The organism is Streptomyces cyslabdanicus (assembly GCF_052663305.1).
The window spans coordinates 162,202-183,452 of the sequence record NZ_JBQRUW010000028.1; the positions used below are offsets into that span (position 1 = coordinate 162,202).

20 protein-coding genes and 1 tRNA gene are annotated in these 21,251 nt (G+C 71.5%); 8 read left to right on the top strand and 13 right to left on the bottom strand.

Annotated features, from left to right (window positions below):
- The first annotated feature begins 113 nt into the window (after nt 1-113).
- Nucleotides 114-1,760, top strand: a complete 1,647-nt coding sequence (locus ACTYVM_RS17880) for an FAD-dependent oxidoreductase (RefSeq protein ID WP_445526839.1) — start codon at nt 114-116, stop codon at nt 1,758-1,760.
- Nucleotides 1,761-1,822: 62 nt separating this feature from the next.
- Here the strand turns inward: ACTYVM_RS17880 and ACTYVM_RS17885 are convergent.
- Nucleotides 1,823-1,900, bottom strand: a tRNA-Thr gene (locus tag ACTYVM_RS17885).
- Nucleotides 1,901-2,136: 236 nt separating this feature from the next.
- Here ACTYVM_RS17885 and ACTYVM_RS17890 point away from each other — a divergent pair.
- From ACTYVM_RS17890 to ACTYVM_RS17900, 3 genes are all read left to right on the top strand, one after another.
- On the top strand, nt 2,137-3,273 hold the full coding sequence (locus tag ACTYVM_RS17890; RefSeq protein WP_445526840.1) for an ABC transporter ATP-binding protein: 1,137 nt from the start codon (nt 2,137-2,139) through the stop codon (nt 3,271-3,273).
- 245 nt (nt 3,274-3,518) lie between these two features.
- On the top strand, nt 3,519-3,974 hold the full coding sequence (locus ACTYVM_RS17895) for a hypothetical protein (protein ID WP_445526841.1): 456 nt from the start codon (nt 3,519-3,521) through the stop codon (nt 3,972-3,974).
- Between the two features lie 291 nt (nt 3,975-4,265).
- Nucleotides 4,266-4,997 carry a nucleotidyltransferase family protein gene (locus ACTYVM_RS17900; RefSeq protein WP_400035429.1) on the top strand — a complete coding sequence of 244 codons (732 nt, stop codon included), beginning with the start codon at nt 4,266-4,268 and terminating at the stop codon, nt 4,995-4,997.
- A 46-nt stretch (nt 4,998-5,043) separates the two neighbouring features.
- Here the strand turns inward: ACTYVM_RS17900 and ACTYVM_RS17905 are convergent, their stop codons facing one another.
- From ACTYVM_RS17905 to ACTYVM_RS17935, 7 genes are all read right to left on the bottom strand, one after another.
- Nucleotides 5,044-6,786 carry a DoxX family protein gene (locus tag ACTYVM_RS17905; protein WP_445526842.1) on the bottom strand — a complete coding sequence of 581 codons (1,743 nt, stop codon included), beginning with the start codon at nt 6,784-6,786 and terminating at the stop codon, nt 5,044-5,046.
- Between the two features lie 149 nt (nt 6,787-6,935).
- The gene (rlmB, locus tag ACTYVM_RS17910) at nt 6,936-7,877 is read right to left on the bottom strand and encodes a 23S rRNA (guanosine(2251)-2'-O)-methyltransferase RlmB (RefSeq protein ID WP_445526843.1); all 942 of its coding nucleotides are present in this window, start codon (nt 7,875-7,877) and stop codon (nt 6,936-6,938) included.
- A gap of 123 nt (nt 7,878-8,000) precedes the next feature.
- Nucleotides 8,001-9,401, bottom strand: coding sequence for a cysteine--tRNA ligase (gene cysS / locus ACTYVM_RS17915; protein ID WP_445526844.1), 1,401 nt, complete (start codon nt 9,399-9,401; stop codon nt 8,001-8,003).
- Nucleotides 9,402-9,486: 85 nt separating this feature from the next.
- Nucleotides 9,487-9,891 (bottom strand): PPOX class F420-dependent oxidoreductase, encoded by a 405-nt coding sequence (locus ACTYVM_RS17920; RefSeq protein ID WP_445526845.1) that lies wholly within the window; start codon nt 9,889-9,891, stop codon nt 9,487-9,489.
- 90 nt (nt 9,892-9,981) lie between these two features.
- On the bottom strand, nt 9,982-10,476 hold the full coding sequence (ispF, locus tag ACTYVM_RS17925) for a 2-C-methyl-D-erythritol 2,4-cyclodiphosphate synthase (protein WP_445526846.1): 495 nt from the start codon (nt 10,474-10,476) through the stop codon (nt 9,982-9,984).
- Entirely contained in the window at nt 10,466-11,230 is a 765-nt protein-coding gene (gene ispD, locus ACTYVM_RS17930) for a 2-C-methyl-D-erythritol 4-phosphate cytidylyltransferase (protein WP_445526847.1), read from the bottom strand. The genes ispF and ispD overlap by 11 nt, the downstream gene beginning before the upstream one ends.
- Before the next feature lie 305 nt (nt 11,231-11,535).
- Nucleotides 11,536-12,018 (bottom strand): CarD family transcriptional regulator, encoded by a 483-nt coding sequence (locus tag ACTYVM_RS17935; protein WP_003953493.1) that lies wholly within the window; start codon nt 12,016-12,018, stop codon nt 11,536-11,538.
- A 691-nt stretch (nt 12,019-12,709) separates the two neighbouring features.
- Here ACTYVM_RS17935 and ACTYVM_RS17940 point away from each other — a divergent pair.
- Nucleotides 12,710-13,258, top strand: a complete 549-nt coding sequence (locus ACTYVM_RS17940; RefSeq protein WP_445526848.1) for a copper chaperone PCu(A)C domain-containing protein — start codon at nt 12,710-12,712, stop codon at nt 13,256-13,258.
- 118 nt (nt 13,259-13,376) lie between these two features.
- Here ACTYVM_RS17940 and phoP read toward each other — a convergent pair whose 3' ends face one another.
- Together phoP and phoR are read right to left on the bottom strand one after the other, a co-directional pair.
- The gene (gene phoP / locus ACTYVM_RS17945) at nt 13,377-14,048 is read right to left on the bottom strand and encodes a two-component system response regulator PhoP (protein ID WP_466437636.1); all 672 of its coding nucleotides are present in this window, start codon (nt 14,046-14,048) and stop codon (nt 13,377-13,379) included.
- Nucleotides 14,049-14,053: 5 nt separating this feature from the next.
- Nucleotides 14,054-15,319 (bottom strand): two-component system sensor histidine kinase PhoR, encoded by a 1,266-nt coding sequence (phoR, locus tag ACTYVM_RS17950; protein ID WP_445526849.1) that lies wholly within the window; start codon nt 15,317-15,319, stop codon nt 14,054-14,056.
- 234 nt (nt 15,320-15,553) lie between these two features.
- On the opposite strand from phoR, the gene phoU reads away from it, so the two are divergent.
- The 3 genes from phoU to ACTYVM_RS17965 all read left to right on the top strand — a co-directional run bounded on the left by phoU (nt 15,554) and on the right by ACTYVM_RS17965 (nt 17,503).
- Entirely contained in the window at nt 15,554-16,243 is a 690-nt protein-coding gene (gene phoU / locus ACTYVM_RS17955; protein WP_445526850.1) for a phosphate signaling complex protein PhoU, read from the top strand.
- A 175-nt stretch (nt 16,244-16,418) separates the two neighbouring features.
- On the top strand, nt 16,419-16,574 hold the full coding sequence (locus tag ACTYVM_RS17960) for a hypothetical protein (RefSeq protein WP_199836638.1): 156 nt from the start codon (nt 16,419-16,421) through the stop codon (nt 16,572-16,574).
- 446 nt (nt 16,575-17,020) lie between these two features.
- Nucleotides 17,021-17,503, top strand: coding sequence for a lamin tail domain-containing protein (locus ACTYVM_RS17965; protein ID WP_445526851.1), 483 nt, complete (start codon nt 17,021-17,023; stop codon nt 17,501-17,503).
- 20 nt (nt 17,504-17,523) lie between these two features.
- Here the strand turns inward: ACTYVM_RS17965 and ACTYVM_RS17970 are convergent, their stop codons facing one another.
- From ACTYVM_RS17970 to ACTYVM_RS17980, 3 genes are all read right to left on the bottom strand, one after another.
- Nucleotides 17,524-17,775 carry a hypothetical protein gene (locus ACTYVM_RS17970; RefSeq protein WP_445526852.1) on the bottom strand — a complete coding sequence of 84 codons (252 nt, stop codon included), beginning with the start codon at nt 17,773-17,775 and terminating at the stop codon, nt 17,524-17,526.
- 200 nt (nt 17,776-17,975) lie between these two features.
- Nucleotides 17,976-19,427: a flotillin family protein gene (locus ACTYVM_RS17975; protein ID WP_445526853.1), complete on the bottom strand. Its 1,452-nt coding sequence runs from the start codon at nt 19,425-19,427 to the stop codon at nt 17,976-17,978.
- A gap of 197 nt (nt 19,428-19,624) precedes the next feature.
- Entirely contained in the window at nt 19,625-20,134 is a 510-nt protein-coding gene (locus ACTYVM_RS17980; RefSeq protein ID WP_445526854.1) for an NfeD C-terminal domain-containing protein, read from the bottom strand.
- Nucleotides 20,135-21,251: the final 1,117 nt, after the last annotated feature.

A 21,251-nucleotide genomic window follows, 5' to 3' on the forward strand; every position in this document is an offset into this window, starting at 1 on the left:
ATCACACGGGTGATTGATGCCGCGGATGTACGCATGACGGCCTCCGGGAGGGCATGGACATTCAGATGCGCCCGCACCCCCCGCACCCGCCCCCCTCGCCCCTGGAGGCACCGATGCGCCGAGAAGCCGACCACCGGGTACCCGTCCTCGTCGTGGGCGGCTCCCTGGTGGGTCTGTCCACCTCCCTGTTCCTGGGCCGCCACGGCGTACCGCACATGCTGGTCGAGCGGCACTCCGGCACCTCCATCCACCCTCGCGGGCGGGGCAACAACGTGCGGACCATGGAGCTGTTCCGCGTGGCCGGCGTCGAACGGGACATCAGGACGGCGGCTTCGCTGCTCGCCGGCAACCACGGCATCCTCCAGACGCCGACGCTGGCTGGCGAGGCGGGCGAGTGGCTGTTCAGGCACATCGACCCGGGCGGCGACCTCGCCAGGTTCAGCCCCGCCACCTGGTGCCTGTGCAGCCAGAACGACCTGGAGCCCGAACTGCTGAAGGGCGCCCGCCGACTCGGCGGCGACCTGCGCTACTCCCACGAGATGGAGTCCTTCGAGCAGGACGGCGAAGGCGTGACCGCGGTGGTCCGGGACCGGGGCACCGACGAGCGGTACACCGTCCGCGCCGACTACCTGGTCGCCGCCGACGGCCCGCGCAGCCCCGTCCGGCGCCGCCTCGGCATCGGGCACAGCGGGCCGGGCGACCTGTTCGCCAACGTCAGCGTCACCTTCCGCTCCAAGCTGCTCGCCGAGGTGGTGGGCGAACGCCGCTTCATCTGCTGCTACCTCACCGACCAGGACGCCGACGGGGCCCTGCTGCCCATCGACAACCAGGAGCACTGGGTCTTCCACGCGCCCTGGCACCCGGAGCGCGGCGAGAAGCTGGAGGAGTTCACCGAGGACCGGCTCCAGCGGCACATCCGCCGCGCGACCGGGATCTTCGACCTGGACGTGGAGATCACCGGCAAGGCGTCCTGGCGCGCCGCCGAACGGGTCGCGGACCGGTACGCGGCCGGACGGGTGTTCCTCGCCGGGGACAGTGCGCACGAGATGTCCCCCACCGGCGCCTTCGGCTCCAACACCGGCATCCAGGACGCGCACAACCTGGTCTGGAAGCTGGCCGCCGTGCTCGGCGGCTGGGCCGGCCCGGGCCTCCTGGAGACCTACGACACCGAGCGCCGCCCCGTCGCCGCGGCGACCAGCGCCCGCGCCTCCGCCCGCTCCGTCGAGCACAGCCACCCCGGCTTCGCCCCGGCCCCGGGCGTCGGCGGCGGCCGGCGCGGCGGCATCCTCAACGTCGTCCTCGGCTACCGCTACCCGCGGGGCGCCGTCGTGGGCGCCGACCCGGTCCAGGAGGTCGTGCCCGAGGCGATGCGCCTGACCGGCGAGCCGGGCAGCCGGGCGCCCCACCTGTGGCTGCGCCGCGGCGAGGAGCGGATCTCGACGCTCGACCTGTACGAGCGCTCCCTGGTGCTGCTGAGCGACGCCCGGTCGAGGGCCGGCTGGCACACGGCGGCCCGGCGCGTCGCCGAGAGCGACGGCGTACGCCTGGACTCGTACCGCGTCGGCGCCGAGCTCGCCCACGACCCACGCGACGGCGGGGTCGCGGCGGCATCCGACTGGGCGCGGGCCCACGGAACGACGGCCGACGGGGCGGTGCTGGTCCGCCCGGACGGGTTCGTGGCGTGGCGGGCGGCGGGAGCCGCGCCGGACGCGGAGGCGACGCTGCGTCAGGTCGTACGGACCGTGCTCAGCACAGCCTGACCTGCGAGGGCCGCGGCGAACCATGGAAAAGGCCAGGTCAGAGGCGTCTGACCTGGCCTTGGTGGAGCCCCCTGTCGGATTCGAACCGACGACCTGCTGTTTACAAGACAGCCGCTCTGGACCAGCTGAGCTAAGGAGGCCTGTTTGGGTGTGTCCGTGCAGTGTACCCAGGTCCCCACAGCGGCCCGGCAGGAATTTCCGTGAAGTTCACTCGGCCTCAAGTGCTGACAGACCAGGTGAACGCCAGGTACCGTCCTGTGCCAGTTCACCCTTGTGGACTACACCACCACCACAACGGAATCACCCGTAGTGGCAACCGCCTTCCTACAACGGATCGTCCGGCACGTTCCTGCCGGTAGAAGGGGGCCCATTCGCCATGGCCACTGTCCAGTTCGACAAGGCGACCCGGATCTACCCGGGTTCCGACAAGCCCGCCGTCGACGCACTCGAGATCGACATCGCGGACGGGGAGTTCCTCGTCCTGGTCGGCCCGTCCGGTTGCGGCAAGTCCACCTCCCTGCGGATGCTCGCGGGCCTGGAGGACGTCAACGGCGGCGCCATCCGGATCGGTGACCGCGACGTCACCCACCTGCCGCCGAAGGACCGGGACATCGCCATGGTGTTCCAGAACTACGCGCTGTACCCGCACATGTCGGTCGCCGACAACATGGGCTTCGCGCTCAAGATCGCCGGCGTGAACAAGGCGGAGATCCGCAAGAAGGTCGAGGAGGCCGCGAAGATCCTCGACCTGACCGAGTACCTGGACCGCAAGCCGAAGGCGCTCTCCGGCGGTCAGCGCCAGCGTGTCGCCATGGGCCGCGCGATCGTGCGCGAGCCGCAGGTGTTCCTCATGGACGAGCCGCTGTCGAACCTGGACGCCAAGCTCCGGGTGAGCACCCGTACGCAGATCGCCTCGCTCCAGCGCCGGCTCGGCATCACCACCGTCTACGTCACCCACGACCAGGTCGAGGCCATGACCATGGGCGACCGCGTGGCGGTGCTCAAGGACGGTCTGCTCCAGCAGGTGGACTCTCCGCGCAACATGTACGACAAGCCCGCGAACCTGTTCGTCGCCGGCTTCATCGGCTCGCCCGCGATGAACCTCATCGAGGTGCCGATCACCGACGGCGGCGTGAAGTTCGGCAACAGCGTGGTGCCGGTCAGCCGCGAGGCCCTCAAGGCCGCCTCGGACAAGGGCGACCGCACGGTGACGGTGGGCGTGCGCCCCGAGCACTTCGACGTGGTCGAGCTGGGCGGCGGCGCGGCGGCCTCGCTGTCGAAGGACGCCGAGGACGCTCCGGCCGGCCTCGCCGTCTCCGTGAACGTGGTGGAGGAGACGGGCGCCGACGGGTACGTCTACGGCTCGGTCGAGGTCGGCGGCGAGCAGAGGGACCTCGTCGTCCGCGTCAGCAGCCGCTCCGTCCCGGAGAAGGGCTCCACGGTGCACGTCGTGCCGCGGCCGGGCGAGACGCACGTCTTCTCGACCTCGACGGGCGAGCGCCTGTCGGACTGACGCGTCCGCGGCTGACGCCTTACGGCTGAAACCTCGGGACACCCCCCAGGGGGATTCACCCGAGTTGATGAGAAGGGCCCCGTGACCTGGCCACGGGGCCCTTCTCCATGTCGGCGAACCACCCCCGCGCACCGGACATTTCGAGCGGTGTGCGTCAACACCTCACCCGGGAGGGAGTGTCCGGCCATCCCCCGAAGGGGTGACTAAATGTCGCCAAATCATCACCGGGCGCTACCCTCACTCGCGTGAAGCACTCCACCAACCACCCCACGCGACGCGGCCCGGGCCCCGCCCGCCGGATCGGCCGCTCCCTCGCCCTCGTCCTGCCCGTCGTCCTGGTGCTCTCCGGAACCCTCGCGGTCACCCGGGTCAACTGGTCGGGGAGCCCCGCGAACTCGGTCCTCACCGCGTCGGACGCGGTGGCCGTCGGCGCCCCGGCGAAGTCCCGCGCCCGCGCCCCGCAGGACGTGCTGCGCGATCAGCTGCTGACCGAGCTGCAGGACAAGAACCCGGGCGTGGTCCTCACCCACCTCCAGGAGGCGGTGAACGGCCGCCCGTCGCTGGCCAGGTACTGCTCCTCCATCGCCCGCACCCTGGGCCGCGCCGCCGTCCACATCTACGGCCCCACCCGCGCCCAGTCCTACGCCCGCCCGGTCTGCGACACCTCCTTCGCCTCCGGCATCCAGTCCACGCACACCTGACGCCCCACGGCCCTCCGGCCGACCGAGCGAAGCCTTCAGGGCCAGGGCGGGCCACCCCACAGCGCGGGGGCCCGCCCTCTGTACGGCCGAACGGGCCCGCAGAACGCCCCGCGGCACCCCCGGGCCCGCCGGGTCGGCCCACCCCCGGCCAGCCGCGTGCCCCGTCCGAAGGGCCGACCGCACGCCGTGCCCGGAGGACCCGGGACGGCGGGGAGCCGGTGGCCGGTGGACGTGGGCAGGGAATTCCTTGGCGGCGGCCGGAGGCCGAAGTGCGGGACGTACAGTGCGGGCATGACCCATCCGAACACCGCGACCCGCCCCACCCAAGCAGTCGTCCTGGCCGGAGGCCAGGGCTCCCGGCTGCGGCCCTACACCGACGACCGGCCCAAGCCGATGGTCGAGATCCCCGGCACGGGCACCCCGATCATCGGCCACCAGCTCGCCTGGCTGGCCGAGGAGGGTGTGACGGACGTGGTGGTGTCCTGCGGTCACCTCGCCGACGTGCTCCAGAACTGGCTGAAGTCGGCGGACCTGCCGCTCCGTGTCTGCACCGTCGTGGAACCGGAGCCCCTCGGCCGCGGCGGCGGCCTGAAGTTCGCCGCCGCCCAGCTCCCCCACCCGGACCAGCCCTGGTACGCCACCAACGGCGACATCTGGACCCGGTTCTCCCTGCGCGACATGGCGGACTTCCACACCGAGCGCGACGCGGTCGCCACGCTCGCACTGGCCCGCCCGCGGATCCCCTGGGGCGCCGTGCGGACGGACGGCTTCGGTCACATCACGGACTTCATCGAGGCCCCGCCCTCGACCTTCGAGATCAACGCGGGCGTCTACGTGTTCTCACCCGAGTTCGCCGCCCTCCTCCCGGAGCGCGGCGACCACGAGCGCACCACCTTCCCGCACCTCGCCCGCGAACGCAGGCTCGCCGGCTTCCCGATCCCGCAGGGCGCCTACTGGCGTGCCATCGACACCGCGAAGGACCTCACGGAGGCCGCGAAGGAGCTGGCGACGCTCGGGAGGTGAACCCGCAGCGCCGCACCCCGTGCGACGCTGCGGGGGGGCAGGGCTGCTATCCCAGCAGTCCGCCGACCAGCCCGGGCTCGCCCGAGGACGAGCCGCCGCCGCTGGAACCGGGTCCCCCTGAGCCACCGGTCGATCCGGTGCTGCCGCCGGTCGCGGTACCGCCGGAGGTCGGACCCGAGCTGGTGCTGGGCGCCTGCTGCGCCGGGGCGGAATACCGCGGCGGGGTCTGGCCGGTGCCCTGGGTCTCACTGGGCACGCCGCCGGTCGCGGTACCGCTCTCACGGGACGCCTCGCGGTCCGCGCCCGGCGTGCTCGCGGGCCTGGAGGACGGACTCGCCGAGGAGCCCTGCCGGGTGGTCGGCGAGGTCGACGCCGACGGCGGCTGCTGCCGCTCGCCCGACTCCTTCGGCAACGGCGAACCGGGCAGCTCGTTGCGCGGGGCCTCGCCCGGCCCGGGCACGACCACCCGGCCGGAGTCGCGGACGGCGCCGCCCAGCAGCGAGCCGACGAGCAGCATCAGACCGGTGACGACCACCGTGACCAGCGCGCCGCGGCGCAGCACGAACCGGCGCAGTTCCCAGATGTCGGAGCGTGGTCCGAGCCGGCGCCAGGCGGAGGCGGCCAGGCGGCCGTCCACGGAGTACACGGGTGCGCCGGCGATGACCAGCGGGGACCAGGCCGCGAGGTAGATGATGTCCGGCGCGTCGTAGACGGGCGCGGTCTTCCAGCTGACCGTCACGATCAGCGCGGCCGACAGCAGCGCGCCGATCGCCGCGGCGACCCGCTGCCAGCAGCCCAGGACCGTGAGGATGCCCACGATGACCTGGAGGAAGGCGATGACGAGCCCGGAGCCGACGGGGTGCTGGAGCGCGAACTGGCGCAGCGGCTCGGCGACTTCCCAGGGGTGCAGGGTGTCGAGCCACTTGACCATGGAGCCGCGCTTGCCGCCGTCGAAGTAGAGCGGGTCGCACAGCTTGCCCATGCCGGCGTAGAGGGAGATGAACCCGAGGAAGATGCGCAGCGGGAGCAGCACGACGCCGAGGTTCATGCGCCGACCCGGGTAGTACGCGTGCCGGGACAGGTCGTCGGCGTGGCGCCCGCCCTGCCGACGCCCCTCCGGCTCGCCGTACTCGTCCTGCTCGCCGTACTCGTCGTACGCGTCGTCCGCGAAGCCGCCGTCGTCGTAGCGCGGTTGGCCGTACGCCGGGGTGCCGTACCCGCTCTGGCCGTACCCGGCGCCGCCGTGGGCGGACTCCTCGTAGGCACTGCCCGGGGTCCGCATGTGCGGCAGCAGCCGGGTCTCGCCGGGCCGGGGCGTGCGCTGGGCGCCGACGACCGGGGTCTCGACCGTCTGCTCCAGGTCGTAGGGGTCGTGGCCCGGCATGCCGCCGACGCGCGGGATGAACTGCGTGGCCCCGCCGTTCGCGGACGACTCGTCGGCGTACCGCACGCTTCCGCTCCGCACGGCCTGGAGCAGCCGGTGGGCGCCGGTGTCGTCCGGGGAGGACCGGCCGCTCCAGACGAGCGGGCGGCGGTGGGTCGCGGTCCCGGCCCGGCCCGCGGCGAAGGGCACGCCGCCGGTGTACTCGATGCCGCCGGGATGCCGGGCGATCCGCCGGGACGGGGCGCGCCGCGAGGTGGCGCCCAACTGCACGCGGAAACTCGCGTGGTTGACGATGACCTGCGCCGGATCGCTCGGCACCTTCACCATGCTCAGCGCGGGAGCGTCGTCGTACCCCGACGAGCGGTCCCCCGTAGGTGTGCGGGGTGTTCTGGTGTCCACACTCATCTAACCGAGTGACGAGGAGTTAGGACACTGCCGTGACGCGTCGGATCTGTCCGGACCGCGTCAAGGTTGTGCGGATCGCCCGGTTTCACCGGGGCGGGTGACCGAACGGACGACCGTTCGACCACCCGCGCCCGGCTCCGGACGACCGGTCAGGCGCGCCTGCGCGCCGCCTCGTAGAGCACGATCCCGGCCGCGACACCGGCGTTCAGCGACTCCGCGCCACCCGGCATCGGGATCCGCACCCGCAGGTCGCAGGTCTCGCCGACCAGCCGGGACAGGCCCTTGCCCTCGCTGCCGACGACGATGACGACGGGACCCTCCAGGGCCTCCAGGTCACCGAGTTCCGCCTCGCCGTCCGCCGCGAGGCCGACCACCGTGATGCCCGCCTTCTGGTACGTCTCCAGGGCCCGGGTCAGGTTGGTGGCACGGGCCACCGGCGTACGGGCGGCCGTGCCGGCGGAGGTCTTCCAGGCGCCCGCGGTCATCCCGGCCGCGCGCCGCTCCGGGACGACCACGCCGTGCCCGCCGAAGGCGGAGACGGAGCGGACGACCGCGCCGAGGTTGCGCGGGTCGGTGACCCCGTCGAGGGCGACGATCAGCGGGTCCTCACCCTCGTCGTAGGCGGCGTCGGCGAGGTCCTCGGGGTGCGCGTACTCGTACGGCGGCACCTGGAGGACCAGACCCTGGTGGTTGAGCCCGTTCGTCATCCGGTCGAGCTCGGGACGCGGGGCCTCCATGAGGTTGATCCCGCCGCGCTCGGCCGCGAGCTGGAGCGCCTCACGGACCCGCTCGTCGTTGTCGATGAACTGCTGGACGTAGAGCGTGGTGGCGGGCACGCCCTCGCGCAGCGCCTCGACGACCGGGTTGCGGCCGACGACGAGCTCGGAGGACGACCGGCCCGAGCCGCGCCGCTGCTGCGGACGGCCCTGGGCACGGCGGACCTTCGCCTGGGCGGCGCGCTGCTTGGCGTGTCCCTTGCGCATCTCTGCGGGGGGCGTCGGCCCCTTGCCCTCGAGTCCCCGGCGCCGCTGGCCGCCGCTGCCGACCTGCGCGCCCTTCTTGCCGGACATGCGGCGGTTGTTCCCGGCCATGACCTACCTGTCTGTTGAAGCGTCGTTCGTACGTCTGTTTCGTACGCCTGTTACGTACGTCTATGCAGTGTGCCGCCCGGGAGGCCGGGCGGCACAATCGATCTTCCGTGCTGGTGGGCGGGCTCAGCGCGCGCCCAGGCTCCAGCGCGGTCCCTGCGGGCTGTCCTCGATGACCAGGCCCGACTGGTTCAGCTGGTCGCGCAGGGCGTCGGCGGTCGCCCAGTCCTTGCGGGCGCGGGCCGCCTCGCGCTGGTCGAGGACCATGCGGACCAGGGTGTCGACCACGCCGTGCAGGTCCTCGCCGCGCTGCTCGCTCCCTCCGGCCCAGTGCGGGTCCAGCGGGTCGAGGCCGAGGACGCCGAGCATGGCCCGCACCTCGGCGAGCCGGGCCACGGCGGCCTCCTTGTCGTCCGCGGCGAGCGCGCTGTTGCCCTGGCGGACGGTGGTGTGCACCACCGCGAGCGCCTGCGGCACGCCCAGGTCGTCGTCCATCGCCTCGGCGAACGCGGGCGGCACCTGCTCTGCCGGCTCGACCGGTCCCGCCTTCTCCACCACGCGCTGGATGAAGCCCTCGATGCGGGCGAACGCGGACTCGGCCTCGCGCAGCGCCTCCTCGCTGTACTCGATCATCGAGCGGTAGTGCGGGGTGCCCAGGTAGTACCGCAGCACGATGGGCCGCCACTGCCTGACCATCTCGGAGACCAGCACGCTGTTGCCCAGCGACTTGGACATCTTGTCGCCGGCCATGGTCACCCAGGCGTTGTGCACCCAGTACCGGGCGAACTCGTCGCCGTAGGCCTTGGCCTGGGCGATCTCGTTCTCGTGGTGCGGGAAGATCAGGTCGAGGCCACCGCCGTGGATGTCGAAGGCGCTGCCGAGGTACTTGTGCGCCATCGCCGAGCACTCCAGGTGCCAGCCCGGGCGGCCGGGACCCCACGGGGTGTCCCAGGTCGGCTCGCCCGGCTTGGCCGCCTTCCACATGGCGAAGTCGCGCGGGTCGCGCTTGCCGGTCTCGCCCTCGCCGGAGGGCTGGAGCAGGTTGTCCAGCTCCTGCCGCGACAGCTCCAGGTAGCCGGGGAAGGAGCGCACGTCGAAGTAGACGTTGCCGTCGGCGGCGTAGGCGTGACCGCGCTCGATGAGCCCCCGCATCATCTCGATCATCTCCGGCACATGGCCGGTGGCGCGGGGCTCGTAGGTGGGCGGCAGGCAGCCGAGCGCGGTGTAGCCGTCGTCGAACGCGCGCTCGTTGGCGTAGCCGATCGCCCACCACGGGCGGTGCTGCTCACGCTCCTTGGCGATGATCTTGTCGTCGATGTCGGTGACGTTGCGGATGAACGTCACCTGATAGCCGCGGTAGGCGAACCAGCGGCGCATGATGTCGAAGTTCAGCCCCGAGCGGATGTGCCCGATGTGCGGGGCGGCCTGCACGGTGGCGCCGCACAGGTAGATCGAGACGCAACCCGGCTCGAGCGGGGTGAAGTCACGGATCTGCCGGGCACTGGTGTCGTACAGGCGAATAGTCACGCCTACAGGGTAGTGGGCGCCGCGCGGTGCCTCGGCTGCCTTTTCGGCACGGGTCCCGCACGTGCGCCGCGCGGGAGGGCCGCGGTCACAGGATCCCGACGACCTTGCGCGGCCTGACCCGCACGACCACGCGCTCGGCGTCCTGCGCCGAGGAGGGGTTGAACTCGGCGTACTTCTTGCCGGTGTACTTCAGGGACAGCTCGTCGATGAGCTGCGGGGCGCCCGTGGTGGTCGTCTCGGCGGTGCCGCGGATCTCGGCGTACTCGTACGGCGACCGGGGATCCTGGACGACGACGCTCACGCGCGCGTCGCGGTCGAGGTTCTTCTTCTTGCGCCGGTCGACGGTGGTGGAGACGAGGACGTCGTCGCCGTCCCGCTTCGCCCACACCGGGGACAGCTGCGGGCTGCCGTCGGGCTGGATCGTGCCGAGGATGACGAAGACGGGACCGTCGAGGAGTGACTTGAGCCGGTCGGGCAGGGCGGCGGACATGGGGGACCTCCGTGAACCTGATCGCGCGTGGGTACCCGCGTGGGGGCCTGGCGTACACGTCGGGGCGTACGCGGGTACCCTCGCACGCCGTCAGTCCACTCGCACCACGAGCGCCGTGGCCACCGCCATCAGCCCCTCGTCGCGGCCGGGGAAGCCGAGCCCGTCGGTGGTCGCCCCGGAGACGGTGACCGGCGCTCCGGCCGCCTCGGACAGGATCTTCTGGGCCTCGTCCCGGCGCTTGCCGATCTTCGGCCGGGGGCCGACGACCTGCACCGCGACGTTCCCGATCCGGAAGCCCGCCGCGCGGACGATCCGCGCGGCCTCCGCCAGCAGGGTGACCCCGGAGGCGCCGGACCACTCGGGGCGCCCGGTGCCGAAGTGCTGACCGAGGTCGCCGAGGCCGGCGGCCGAGAACAGCGCGTTGCACGCGGCGTGCGCGACGACGTCGGCGTCGGAGTGCCCGGCAAGGCCCGGGCCCTCGCCCTCCCACTTCAGGCCCGCGCACCACAGCTCGCGGCCCTCCTCGAAGGCGTGGATGTCGGTGCCGATGCCGACCTGGGGCAGCAGGGGCGCGTCAGAAGCCATCGGTCAGCCTCCGCCGGGCCAGGACCGCCTCCGCGAGGACCAGGTCCAACGGGCGGGTGACCTTGAAGGCCTCCTCGTGGCCGGGCACGGCCACGACCCGCTCGCCGAGCTGCTCGACCATGCTCGCGTCGTCGGTGACGTCGTCGGTGACCGTCTCGTGGGCGCGGACCAGCGTCGTCCGGTCGAAGCCCTGCGGGGTCTGCACGGCCCGCAGCCGCGACCGGTCGGGCGTGGCCACCACCGGCTCGGGCCCGCCGGGCACCGCCGCGGGCTCGACCTGCTTGACGGTGTCGGCGAGCGGTAGCGCCGGCACGACGGCGGGCGCCCCGGCCCGCACGGCCTCGATGACCGCGTCCACGGTGTCCACGGGCACCAGCGGGCGGGCCGCGTCGTGCACGAGGACGATGTCGTGGCCCGGCGGCAGCGCGTCCAGGCCGAGCCTGACCGACTCCTGGCGGCTCTCGCCGCCCGGCACGACGACGAAGTCCGTGCGCTCGGGCAGCGCGTGCGCGTCGAGGAGCGACTTGACCTCGGCGGCGCCGTCGGGCGGGGCCACGACGACGACGAGCGAGACCGCCCTGGAGGCGGCCAGGGCCCGCACGGCGTGGACGAGCATGGGCGTGCCGTTCAGCGTGCGCAGCGCCTTGGGGGCGCCCGGGCCGAGGCGTACGCCCCGGCCGGCGGCCGGAATCACGGCGGCGACGAGGGCTCCCGGCCGACCGCTCGTGGGTGAGGGACGCGAATCGTCAGACATGGTTCCTGTCAGGTTTGTGTGGCGGCCCGGCGTGGGTATGGCCTGGAGGAGCGCCCCCCTGCTCGCAGAGCGCGGGGGAGTGCCGGACGCGCGGCCCCGACCGGACCCTTCCGTGACCCTGGTCGAGCCGACGTGCGGGCCGGCACACAGTATCGGGGGTCCCTCCCCGGCGTACGGCGTGGAGGACACCCGCACGGGCGCGCGCGGGTACGAACATGCCGCAGCGCCCGGCGACGTGAAACGCGCCATCGGGCACCGCGGCATTTTCTGTGCTGAACTGAGGCGGGTGTGACGGTCGCCTCGCGTCAGGACGCGAGAACCTCGTCGAGCAGGGCCTCGGCCTTGTCCTCGTTGGTGTTCTCCGCGAGGGCGAGCTCGCTCACCAGGATCTGGCGGGCCTTGGCGAGCATGCGCTTCTCACCGGCGGAGAGTCCGCGCTCGCGCTCGCGACGCCACAGGTCACGCACGACTTCCGCGACCTTGATGACATCGCCGGAGGCGAGCTTCTCCAGATTTGCCTTGTAGCGACGCGACCAGTTCGTGGGCTCCTCGGCGTACGGAGCACGCAGGACCTCGAACACCCGGTCCAGCCCGTCCTGACCGACCACATCACGCACGCCGACGAACTCCGCATTGTCCGCTGGCACACGCACCGTCAGGTCACCCTGGGCGACCTTCAGCACCAAGTAGGTCTTGTCCACGCCTTTGATCTGGCGAGTTTCGATAGCCTCGATCAGCGCGGCCCCGTGATGGGGATAGACCACGGTGTCGCCAACCTTGAACGTCATGTGACAGGTACCCCTTCCGTGGCTATCCAGGGTAACACGGATACGGCGTCTTCTGAATGGCGTTTTCGCAGGTCAGAGCATATCTCGGGGCTTGACAACAGCGACGGGGACGTGCTTCGGAAGGGTCACGGGGGTCAAGGGGAAGCAGGTATTCGCAGGTCGGAGGGGCTCTGCACACGGGGTGAAACGCGTACGTTACACACATCCGGCGCCCCATCCAAACGGCCGAACATCCCGTTTTGTCTGGTTCCAAGCGCTCGACTTCCGCTACTCCGTTCGGTGCCCAGGAGCCGCCTCCAAGACGAATCCGGAATTGATCACGCCGTTCGTCCCATCCACCGGACGGACCGCCGTGATCAATTCCCGCCCCCGGCGCGCATTCCTTCACCGGAAATCCCCAGCAGGCCGATGACGGACTATGAGCGGACTATGCGGGGTGCGCTTATGGGAAAGGCGGACGACCACGCCGCCAATGCGCGGGCACCCGTACCGACCCGGCCGCGGGATCGGATTCACGGACGCCGGGACGGCCGCGCCGCGGGGGTGCGGGACGCGGCGGGAGGCCCAGGGGGCGGGTCGGGTGCAGGCCCGTGGGAACGGCTCGGTAACCTATGGCCGCTGACAGACGCTTAGGACGGCTTTATAAAGGAGCCGCCCTGTTCCGCCCACGTTAAAAGGAGTTGCCGCCGCCGTGAGCAGCAGCCTTCGACGCGGCGCCCTTGCCGCCGCCGCCATCGCGTTCTCGATCGCCTCGCTCGCCGCTTGCGGCGCCGGCAACGACGCCCAGACGCTCCAGATCCGCCCCGACAACGCGGCCACGACGGTCGGCCCGATCAAGATCCAGAACGCGGTGATCGTCACCCAGCCCGGCGTCCAGACCAAGGGCCCGGCCGTGATCATCGCGACGCTCTTCAACAGCGGCACGACCGACCAGACGCTGGACGCGATCCGCGTCGACGGCGACGGCTCCGCCCAGATCACCCCGGCGCAGGGCAGCGGCAAGGTGACCATCCCCGCGCACGGCTCCGTGATCCTCGGCGGCAAGGGCAACGCCTCCGCCGCGCTGACCAGCCCCGGCCCGGTGCTCAAGGACGGCAACGCGCAGAAGGTCACCTTCACCTTCAGCAAGACCGGTGAAGTGAGCCTGCGCCCCTTCGTGGTCCCGGCCGAGGGCTACTTCGACAAGTGGGGCCCGAGCAACATCCCGGCGGCGCCCGGCGAGCCGGCCGCCGGCAACTGAGACCCGCTCGGCGACCAGCACCACCGACACGTCAAGGGCGGCTCCCTCTCCAGGAGGGTGCCGCCCTTGACGTGGGGGGTGGGCAACGGACGGTGCGCGCGGCGCGGCCCGCACCGGCCTACGGCTCGAACTTGTAACCGAGCCCCCGGACCGTCACCAGATAGCGCGGGGCGCCGGGATCGGGCTCGATCTTCGCGCGCAGCCGCTTGACGTGGACGTCCAGCGTCTTGGTGTCGCCGACGTAGTCGGCGCCCCAGACGCGGTCGATGAGCTGCATCCGGGTCAGGACCCGGCCGGCGTTGCGCAGCAGCATCTCCAGCAGGTCGAACTCCTTGAGGGGCAGGTCGACCTTGGAGCCGGCGACGGTGACGACGTGCCGGTCGACGTCCATACGGACCGGCCCGGCCTCCAGGGCCGCCGGGGTGACCTCCTCCGGCTCGCCGCGCCGGCGCAGCACCGCGCGGATGCGGGCGACCAGCTCGCGGGAGGAGAACGGCTTGGTGACGTAGTCGTCCGCGCCTATCTCCAGGCCGACGACCTTGTCGATCTCGCTGTCCTTGGCGGTCACCATGATCACGGGGACGTTGGAGCGGCCGCGCAGCTGGCGGCAGACCTCCGTGCCGGGCAGGCCCGGCAGCATCAGGTCGAGGAGGACGAGATCGGCGCCGTTGCGCTCGAACTCGTCGAGTCCATCGGGCCCGGTGGCCGCGACAGCGACCTCGAAACCCTCCTTGCGGAGCATGTACGACAGGGCGTCGGAGAAGGACTCCTCGTCCTCGACGACGAGCACTCGGGTCACGGAAGGACCTCCGGGGCAGGAAGCGGTTCGTAAGGGGTTGGTTGGGGAACTGGCTGCCCGGCCTCCTCGTCGAGGGCGGGGTGCTGCTGCGCGCGGTCGCGGGCCTCTCGGGCCGCGGCCGCCTCCGGCAGCCGCAGGGTGAAGGTGGAGCCCTGTCCCTCAGCGCTCCACAAGGTGATCTCCCCGCCGTGCGAGGCGACCACGTGCTTCACGATCGCCAGACCCAGGCCGGTGCCGCCCGTGGCACGCGACCGGGCCGGGTCGACGCGGTAGAAGCGCTCGAAGATGCGCTCCTTGTCCTTGTCCGAGATGCCGATGCCCTGGTCGGTGACGGCGATCTCGATGAGGTCCCCGCCGGGGACGTCGACCCGGCGGGCGGCGATGCCGACGCGGGTCCGGGACGGGGAGTAGTTGACGGCGTTCTCCACGAGGTTACCGAGGGCGGCGGCGAGCTGGCCGCGGTTGCCCCACACCCGCAGGTCTTCGGTGCCGCCGGCCGCCATGGTGATCTGCTTGGTCCCGGCCTGGTGGCGGCAGCGGTCGACGGCCTCGGCCACCAGCTCGTCCACCCGGACGGGCTCGGCGTCCTCCAGCGGGTCGTCGTTCTGCACCCGGGAGAGGTCGATGAGCTCCTGCACCAGGTTGGTGAGCCGGGTCGCCTCGATCTGCATGCGCCCGGCGAAGCGCTCCACGGCCTCCGGGTCGTCGGAGGCGTCCATGACGGCCTCGGACAGCAGGGACAGCGCGCCGACGGGCGTCTTCAGCTCGTGGCTCACATTGGCGACGAAGTCGCGTCGTACGGCCTCGATCCGGCGGGCCTCGGTGAGGTCCTCCACCAGGAGCAGGACCAGCCTGGAGCCCAGCGGCGCGACGCGCGCGGAGACGGCGAGGGCCTCGCCGCGTCCGGTGCCGCGCCGCGGCAGGTCCAGCTCGACCTGCCGTATCTCTCCGTCCCTCCTGGTGTCCCGGGCCATCTGGAGCATCGGCTCCACGGCCAGCTTGCCGCCGCGGACCAGCCCGAGGGCGTACGCTGCGGAGCTGGCCTTGACCACGGCGTCGGCCTCGTCGAGGACGACCGCTGAGGAGCGCAGAACGGAGAGGACGGTGTCCACACCCGGCGGCAGGACCGGGTCGGTGTGCAGGGAAGTACGGGTCGGGCGCCTCTGCTCGCGCTCGCTCCAGCGGAACGCCAGCATGGCGATGACGCCGGTGAGCACTCCGGCGATCGCTGCCGCTGCGGCGACCGCCGCGTTCACGTCCATGCGTCCAGGTTAGGCACGGGACGGGACCGGACCACAGCCGCCGAGGTGCGACCTCGGACACTCGTCGCCCAGAGTTCACCTTGGAGCCAGTGATGGTTCATTTGGGGTGACGGAAACGGACGCGTGGGCCCCGGACCGTGGGAGCGTGGGGTTCGCACCGTCGGCTCTTCCGCGGTCCCGGCCCCGGAAAACCCCTACGAACCCCCGAACGACGACGCACGAGAGGGAACCCTGATGCGGGACGCGTACCACGAGGAACTTGACTCGATCGGCGACGGTCTGGTGGAGATGGCGCGGCTGACCGGGTCGGCGATCGGGCGCGCCACGACCGCCATCCTGGACGCCGACCTGAAGCTGGCCGAGAGCGTGATCGAGGCCGACCAGAGGGTCGACGAGCTCCAGCACGACCTGGAGGCCCGGGCGATAGCCCTGCTGGCCCGGCAGCAGCCGGTGGCCACGGACCTCAGGATCGTCGTCACGTCCCTGCGGATGTCCGCCGACCTGGAGCGTTCGGGCGACCTGGCCCAGCACGTGGCCAAGCTCGCCCGGCTGCGCTTCCCGCAGCGCGCGGTCCCGCAGGACCTGCACGCCACCATCCTGGAGATGGGGCAGTTGGCCCAGCGCCTGATGGCGAAGTCGGCCGAGGTCATCGTGACCAAGGACGTCGACCTGGCCCTCCAGCTGGAGCAGGACGACGACGAGATGGACCTGCTGCACCGCACCCTGTTCCAGCACCTCATCGACGACCGCTGGAAGCACGGCATCGAGACGGCCGTGGACGTCACCCTGCTCGGCCGCTACTACGAGCGGTACGCCGACCACGCGGTCGCGGTCGCCAAGCGGGTGGTGTACCTGGTGACCGGCGAGCACGCGGACGAGCTCCAGCAGGACATCCAGCCGGTGACGGGAGTGGAGGGCGCCTGACGACCGCGGGCGGTGGCGGCGGCGCGAAGCAGGTGCCCGAGGCGGGGCGCCGGGGGCGGCGGCGCACGGCCGGGGCGCCTGAGGCGCCGGGCGTGCACGAGCCACCGTGCGCCGTTGATGCGCCCAGGGCAGCGGGCATGGAATGGGCGAAGGCACCAGTCTCGAGGAGGGACCCATGGCCGAATCCCCCAGCACCACACCCGACCCCACGCAGGAGCGCGAGACCGAGCAGCCCGCCGAGATCAAAAGCCTCCCGCTCTTCGGCGCTTGCGGCTGCGGCTCGGGCTGCGGCTGCGGCTGCCAGTCGGGCGGCCCCTGCCAGTGCGGCTGACGGGCCGCCGCCCACCACATTCGTCCACCACCGCACCGCGGCGCACGTCGCCGCGGTGGTCGCGGGGCCCCGGTACTCCACCGGGGCCCCGCGCCGTCTGCGCGGGCTGTTACCCACGGGGGAGTGACGGCCGTGCCGCTTCCGGGGTGGGACGTCATGGCGTACGCGCGCGGCGGCTCAGTGCCCGCAAGGGCCTCCCCCGCCGACGGCCCGTCAACCGCCCGCGTTCGGCGACTGAATGAGCCCTACAGCCAACCGTCACGGAAATATGGGCACTCTGTAACACCAGTCGGGAATTACCCGCATGTCCCGGAATCGGCGGACAAGGTGTGAGGGCGCGGCCGGCCGGCCGCCACCGCACAGCGCACACCTTCCCGCGCGGCCCGTCCCCGCAGGCGGAGTGTGCTCGCACCAAGCAGGGAGAGACCGTGTCCGTTTCCGTTTCTGTGACCGCTCGTCGTCTGGCCGCCACCGTCGCCGCCGCCGGAGCACTGGTCGGCACGGTGGCGCTGCCGGCGTCCGCGGCCGGCCACGCCCCCCGCGCGCACCGCCAGGACGTGGTGATCAGCAACGTGCACCTCGGCTCCGAGGGCCGCGACCACCGCGCCAACCGCGCCGTGAACCAGGAGTGGGTGGCGATCACGAACACCAGCCGCCAGAACGTCAACCTGAGCGGCTGGACGCTGTCCGACCGGCACGGCCACACCTACACCTTCCGCCACTTCCGTCTCAACGGCCACGCCACGGTCCGGGTCCACACCGGCGTGGGCCGCGACACCCGTACTGACCTGTTCCAGGACCGCCACAACCAGATCTGGGACCGCCGCGACTCCGCCACCCTGCGCAACGAGCGCCGCCACCTGGTGGACACCAAGAGCTGGAACACCAACCTCCGCGACGACCGCGGCCACCACAGCGGCCGCCGCTGACCCCGGGTACCCCCTGCCGCTCAGCACTTCTCCCTGAGCACCTCGTAGAAGTCGTCGGCGAACTCGTCCTCCGATTCCGCTGACGCATAGGTGGGGAGGTGGATGGGGCGCTGTGGATCACGTGCGCGGTAAGCCTCGCAGTATCCCCGGCGCTCCTCCTTGCTGCTCGAGTACCAGGCGCCCTCCCCCACCGACCTGGGCGGACGCAGCTCCTCCTCCTGAGCACACGCCGTGAGCAGGGCGGCGGAGGAGAGAAGGGCTACGGCGGCCATCGGTGCGAGTCTCACAGTTCTCCCGGTCGTCAGGGTCGCAGGCTTCGCACAGCACCCTAGGACTCCCGGAGCTGACGGACGGCTCGATCTCGACACCGCCGGCCAGGCAGGAGGGACCAGAAGACAGCGGAGCCCGGGCGCCGTTCGGGCGTCCGGGCTCCGTGGTCAGCGGTGTCAGCCGCTCTGTTCCCTGTTCGGTTCTACTCGGTGATGTCGATCTTGTCGTGAGAGGGCTCGGCCGGCGCCGGAGTCGACGACTCGACCTGCGCCGGGGTCTTCGTCGTGCCGCGACCGGCGATGCCCTGGAGGAGCTGCGCGAGGTCGACGCCCGTGGTGGAGCTGAGGAGTTCCATGCCCTGGGCGACGTTGTTGGCGACCGTGCGCGGGAGTTGGCCCGCTCCGTCCGTGGAGATGACGGTCAGCTTGTCCACGGCCGACAGCGGCTCGGCCGCCTTGCCGACGACCTGCGGCAGCACCTCGACCAGCATCTGGAGCACCGCCGCGTCGCCGTACCGCTCGAAGGCGTCGGCCTTCTTGTGCATGGCGTCGGCCTCCGCCGCGCCCTTGGCGGCGATCGCGGCCGCTTCGGCCTCACCCTCGATACGAACGGCCTCGGCGAGCGCCGCACGCTGGGCCTTCTCGCCCTCACCGGTGAGCCGTGCCCGCTCGGCGGCCGCCTCGGCCTCCTTGACCAGGGCGATGCGGTGGGCCTCCGCCTCCTGTTCGGCCCGGTAACGGGCGGCGTCGGCGGGCTTGCGGACCTGGGTGTCCAGTTCGCGGTCGGTCAGCGCGGCCTGCCGGGCGGCGACCTTCTCCTGCTCCTGCAGGACCTCCTGTCGCCGGGCGGCCTCGGCGAGCGGGCCGGCCGCGTTGGCGCGGGCGGCGGCCTCGTCCGTCTCGGCCTTGATCTCGGCCTGCTTCAGGGCGTAGGTGCGCTGGGCGACCGCGATCTCCTCCTCCGCCTTGAGGCGGGCCTGTTCGGAAGCGCGCCGGGCGACGGCCTCGGCGATGTCGGCCTCCTGCTTGGCGCGGGCGGCCTCGGGCCGGCCGAGGTCCTCCAAGTAGGAGCCCTCGGTGGTGATGTCCTGGATCTGGAAGGCGTCCAGCACCAGCCCCTGCCCGGACAGGCTGGCCTCGGCCTCCTCCGCGACCTGTCCGGCGAAGGCGGCCCGGTCCCGGATGATGTCCTCGACGGACATCCGTCCGACGATGGAGCGCAGCGCGCCGGACAGCACTTCCTGGGTGAACCCGACGATGCCCTCCTGCTGCTGGAGGAAGCGCTGGGCCGCGGCGCGGATCGAGTCCTCGGTGCCGCCGACCTTGACGATGGCGACGCCCTCCAGGTGGGCCTTCACCCCACGCAACGTGACCGCGCCCCGGACGGCCACCGGAATGTGCCGGCTGGACAGGTCGAGGGTGAACTTCTGCTGGACGAAGGGCACGACGAAGACACCGCCGCCGACCACGACCTTCTGGCCGCTGTTGTCGGTGAAGACCTGGCCGGTCTCGGGATCGGTGGACTTCTTGCCGCGCCGGCCGGTCACGATGAACGCCTCGCTGGGACCCGCGACCTTGTAACGGGTGACGACCACGAGGGCCAGCAGGACCAGGAGTACGACGACTCCTATCACGGCAATCAGTACAGGGCTCATATGTGGAATCCCCTCAGCCCTCCCCGGGGGACGGCGAATTGGAACGAATCAGATCGGATCAGATCGGATCAGATCGGATCTGAACCGAACTGATCTGAACGGATCAGGAATGGATCGGGAACGGATCAGAACGGGCGCGGAAGAAAGATGAAGGAGCGGGGGTGTGGGCCTCGCTGCGTGGCACGCCGCTCCGCCGGTCAGTCCTCGACCGGCCGGACCGCGACCGAGGTCGCAGAGAGTACCGACTCCACCCAGACCTCGGCACCCCGCGCCACGGGCACCGAACACTTCGCGGCCAGCTTCAGCGGCTGCCCGGCGAGACGTACCAGTACCTCGCCGTACCCCTCGGCCGGAATGGCGGTCACCACGGACCCCGAGCTGCCGACGAGATCGCCGCCCCGTGGAGCGGCGGCGCCCTGCTCCCGCATCAGCACGCGGCTGAGTTTCCACGTCAACCAGCCCGTGGCGACGCCCGCCACCACGCCGATCGCCGTCGCCCCCGTGACCCCCAGACCGGTGGTGCCGAGCGCGATAGCCCCGCCGAAGCCGAGCATGGACACGAATCCGGCGATGACCGGCAGCGACAGCAGCCCGTCGAACAGCCCGTCCAGCACCCCGCCGAACACGCCTTCCAGGATCCCGTCGAAGATCAGCGAGAGCACCAGCAGGACCAGTCCCGCGACGCCGAGACCCACAAACCAGTTCATTCGGGCCCCGCTTTCACTCGGCGATCTCCCCCGCCTGCATAGTGCCATGCGACCGGGTGACAATACATTGCCTGCCCTCGGCAATCTTTACGCCCACTTGATGCCGCCTTGCTCCCGCCTTCGCCCGGACATCGGCGTTCCGCCGCGACTCGTGACGCCGAGCGCGACTCGTGACGCCGAGCAGGGAAGCGAAGCCCGGCGGCGGTACGGGCCACCGCCCCGAAGGCCGACGCCCGTTCCACCGGAAACCGTGCACCGCCCGTAGAACCCGCCACCCCCGGGTCGGGGACGGCACCCACCACGGTCAGCGCTTCCGTTGCCGGACCATGGAAGCGGGGTCGAGGATGCCGTGCGTCTCCAGGTCTCGCTCCGCCTTGTCCGGAACCGGGGTCATTTCGATCCGGAACTCGACAGGCACCAACTCCTCGTCGGCGCCGAACCGCCACACAAACGGCTTCCTGACGGATCAGGCGATCCTCGGTGTTCCCTGCAACAATGCCGCGGAGTGACGCTGATCGTGGGGTTGGGCATGGGAGCGGCGTTGGTCCTTCGTGGGGCACTCGCACTGCTCGCGGGCAGCGCGTTCATGGCGGTGGCATGCGGCTACCGCGGTGTCGACGTGTGGATGTGGGATTGGGCGGACGTGGTGGGCACGCGGCGGACACGGTACGGAACGCCCTGGCTGAGCCCTACCACCATGCGGATCCAATTCGGGATCGCGGGAGTAGTTCTTCTGGCAGTCGGGCTGCACACCCTGGTGGGCTGACAGCCGTGCAGACCGACAGGTCGTCCGCGTCTGTGCCGAAGAGTGCCAAGGCTGCTCGGCCCCGACGGAGAGCCGTCTATCCGCTGGGGAAGGAGCGCTTCATCATCACCTCATATCCGTGCGGCCCTGTCACGCGCACGGTGACGGAGAAGTACATGGCCCGTCGCGACGGGTTGGGGATGTGGATGGCGGTGTAGACGCCGAGTTCGTCCGGGGTGAGCCGAATATCGTGATGTTGCCGATTGGGGCCAGCCTGGATCCCTGATCGGGCAGGAGGCCGTCATCGTTCAGGTCCGCACGGCTCACTGGCGTGCGCTCGGCGTCATCGCCACCAGGCCCAGGGCATCCAGC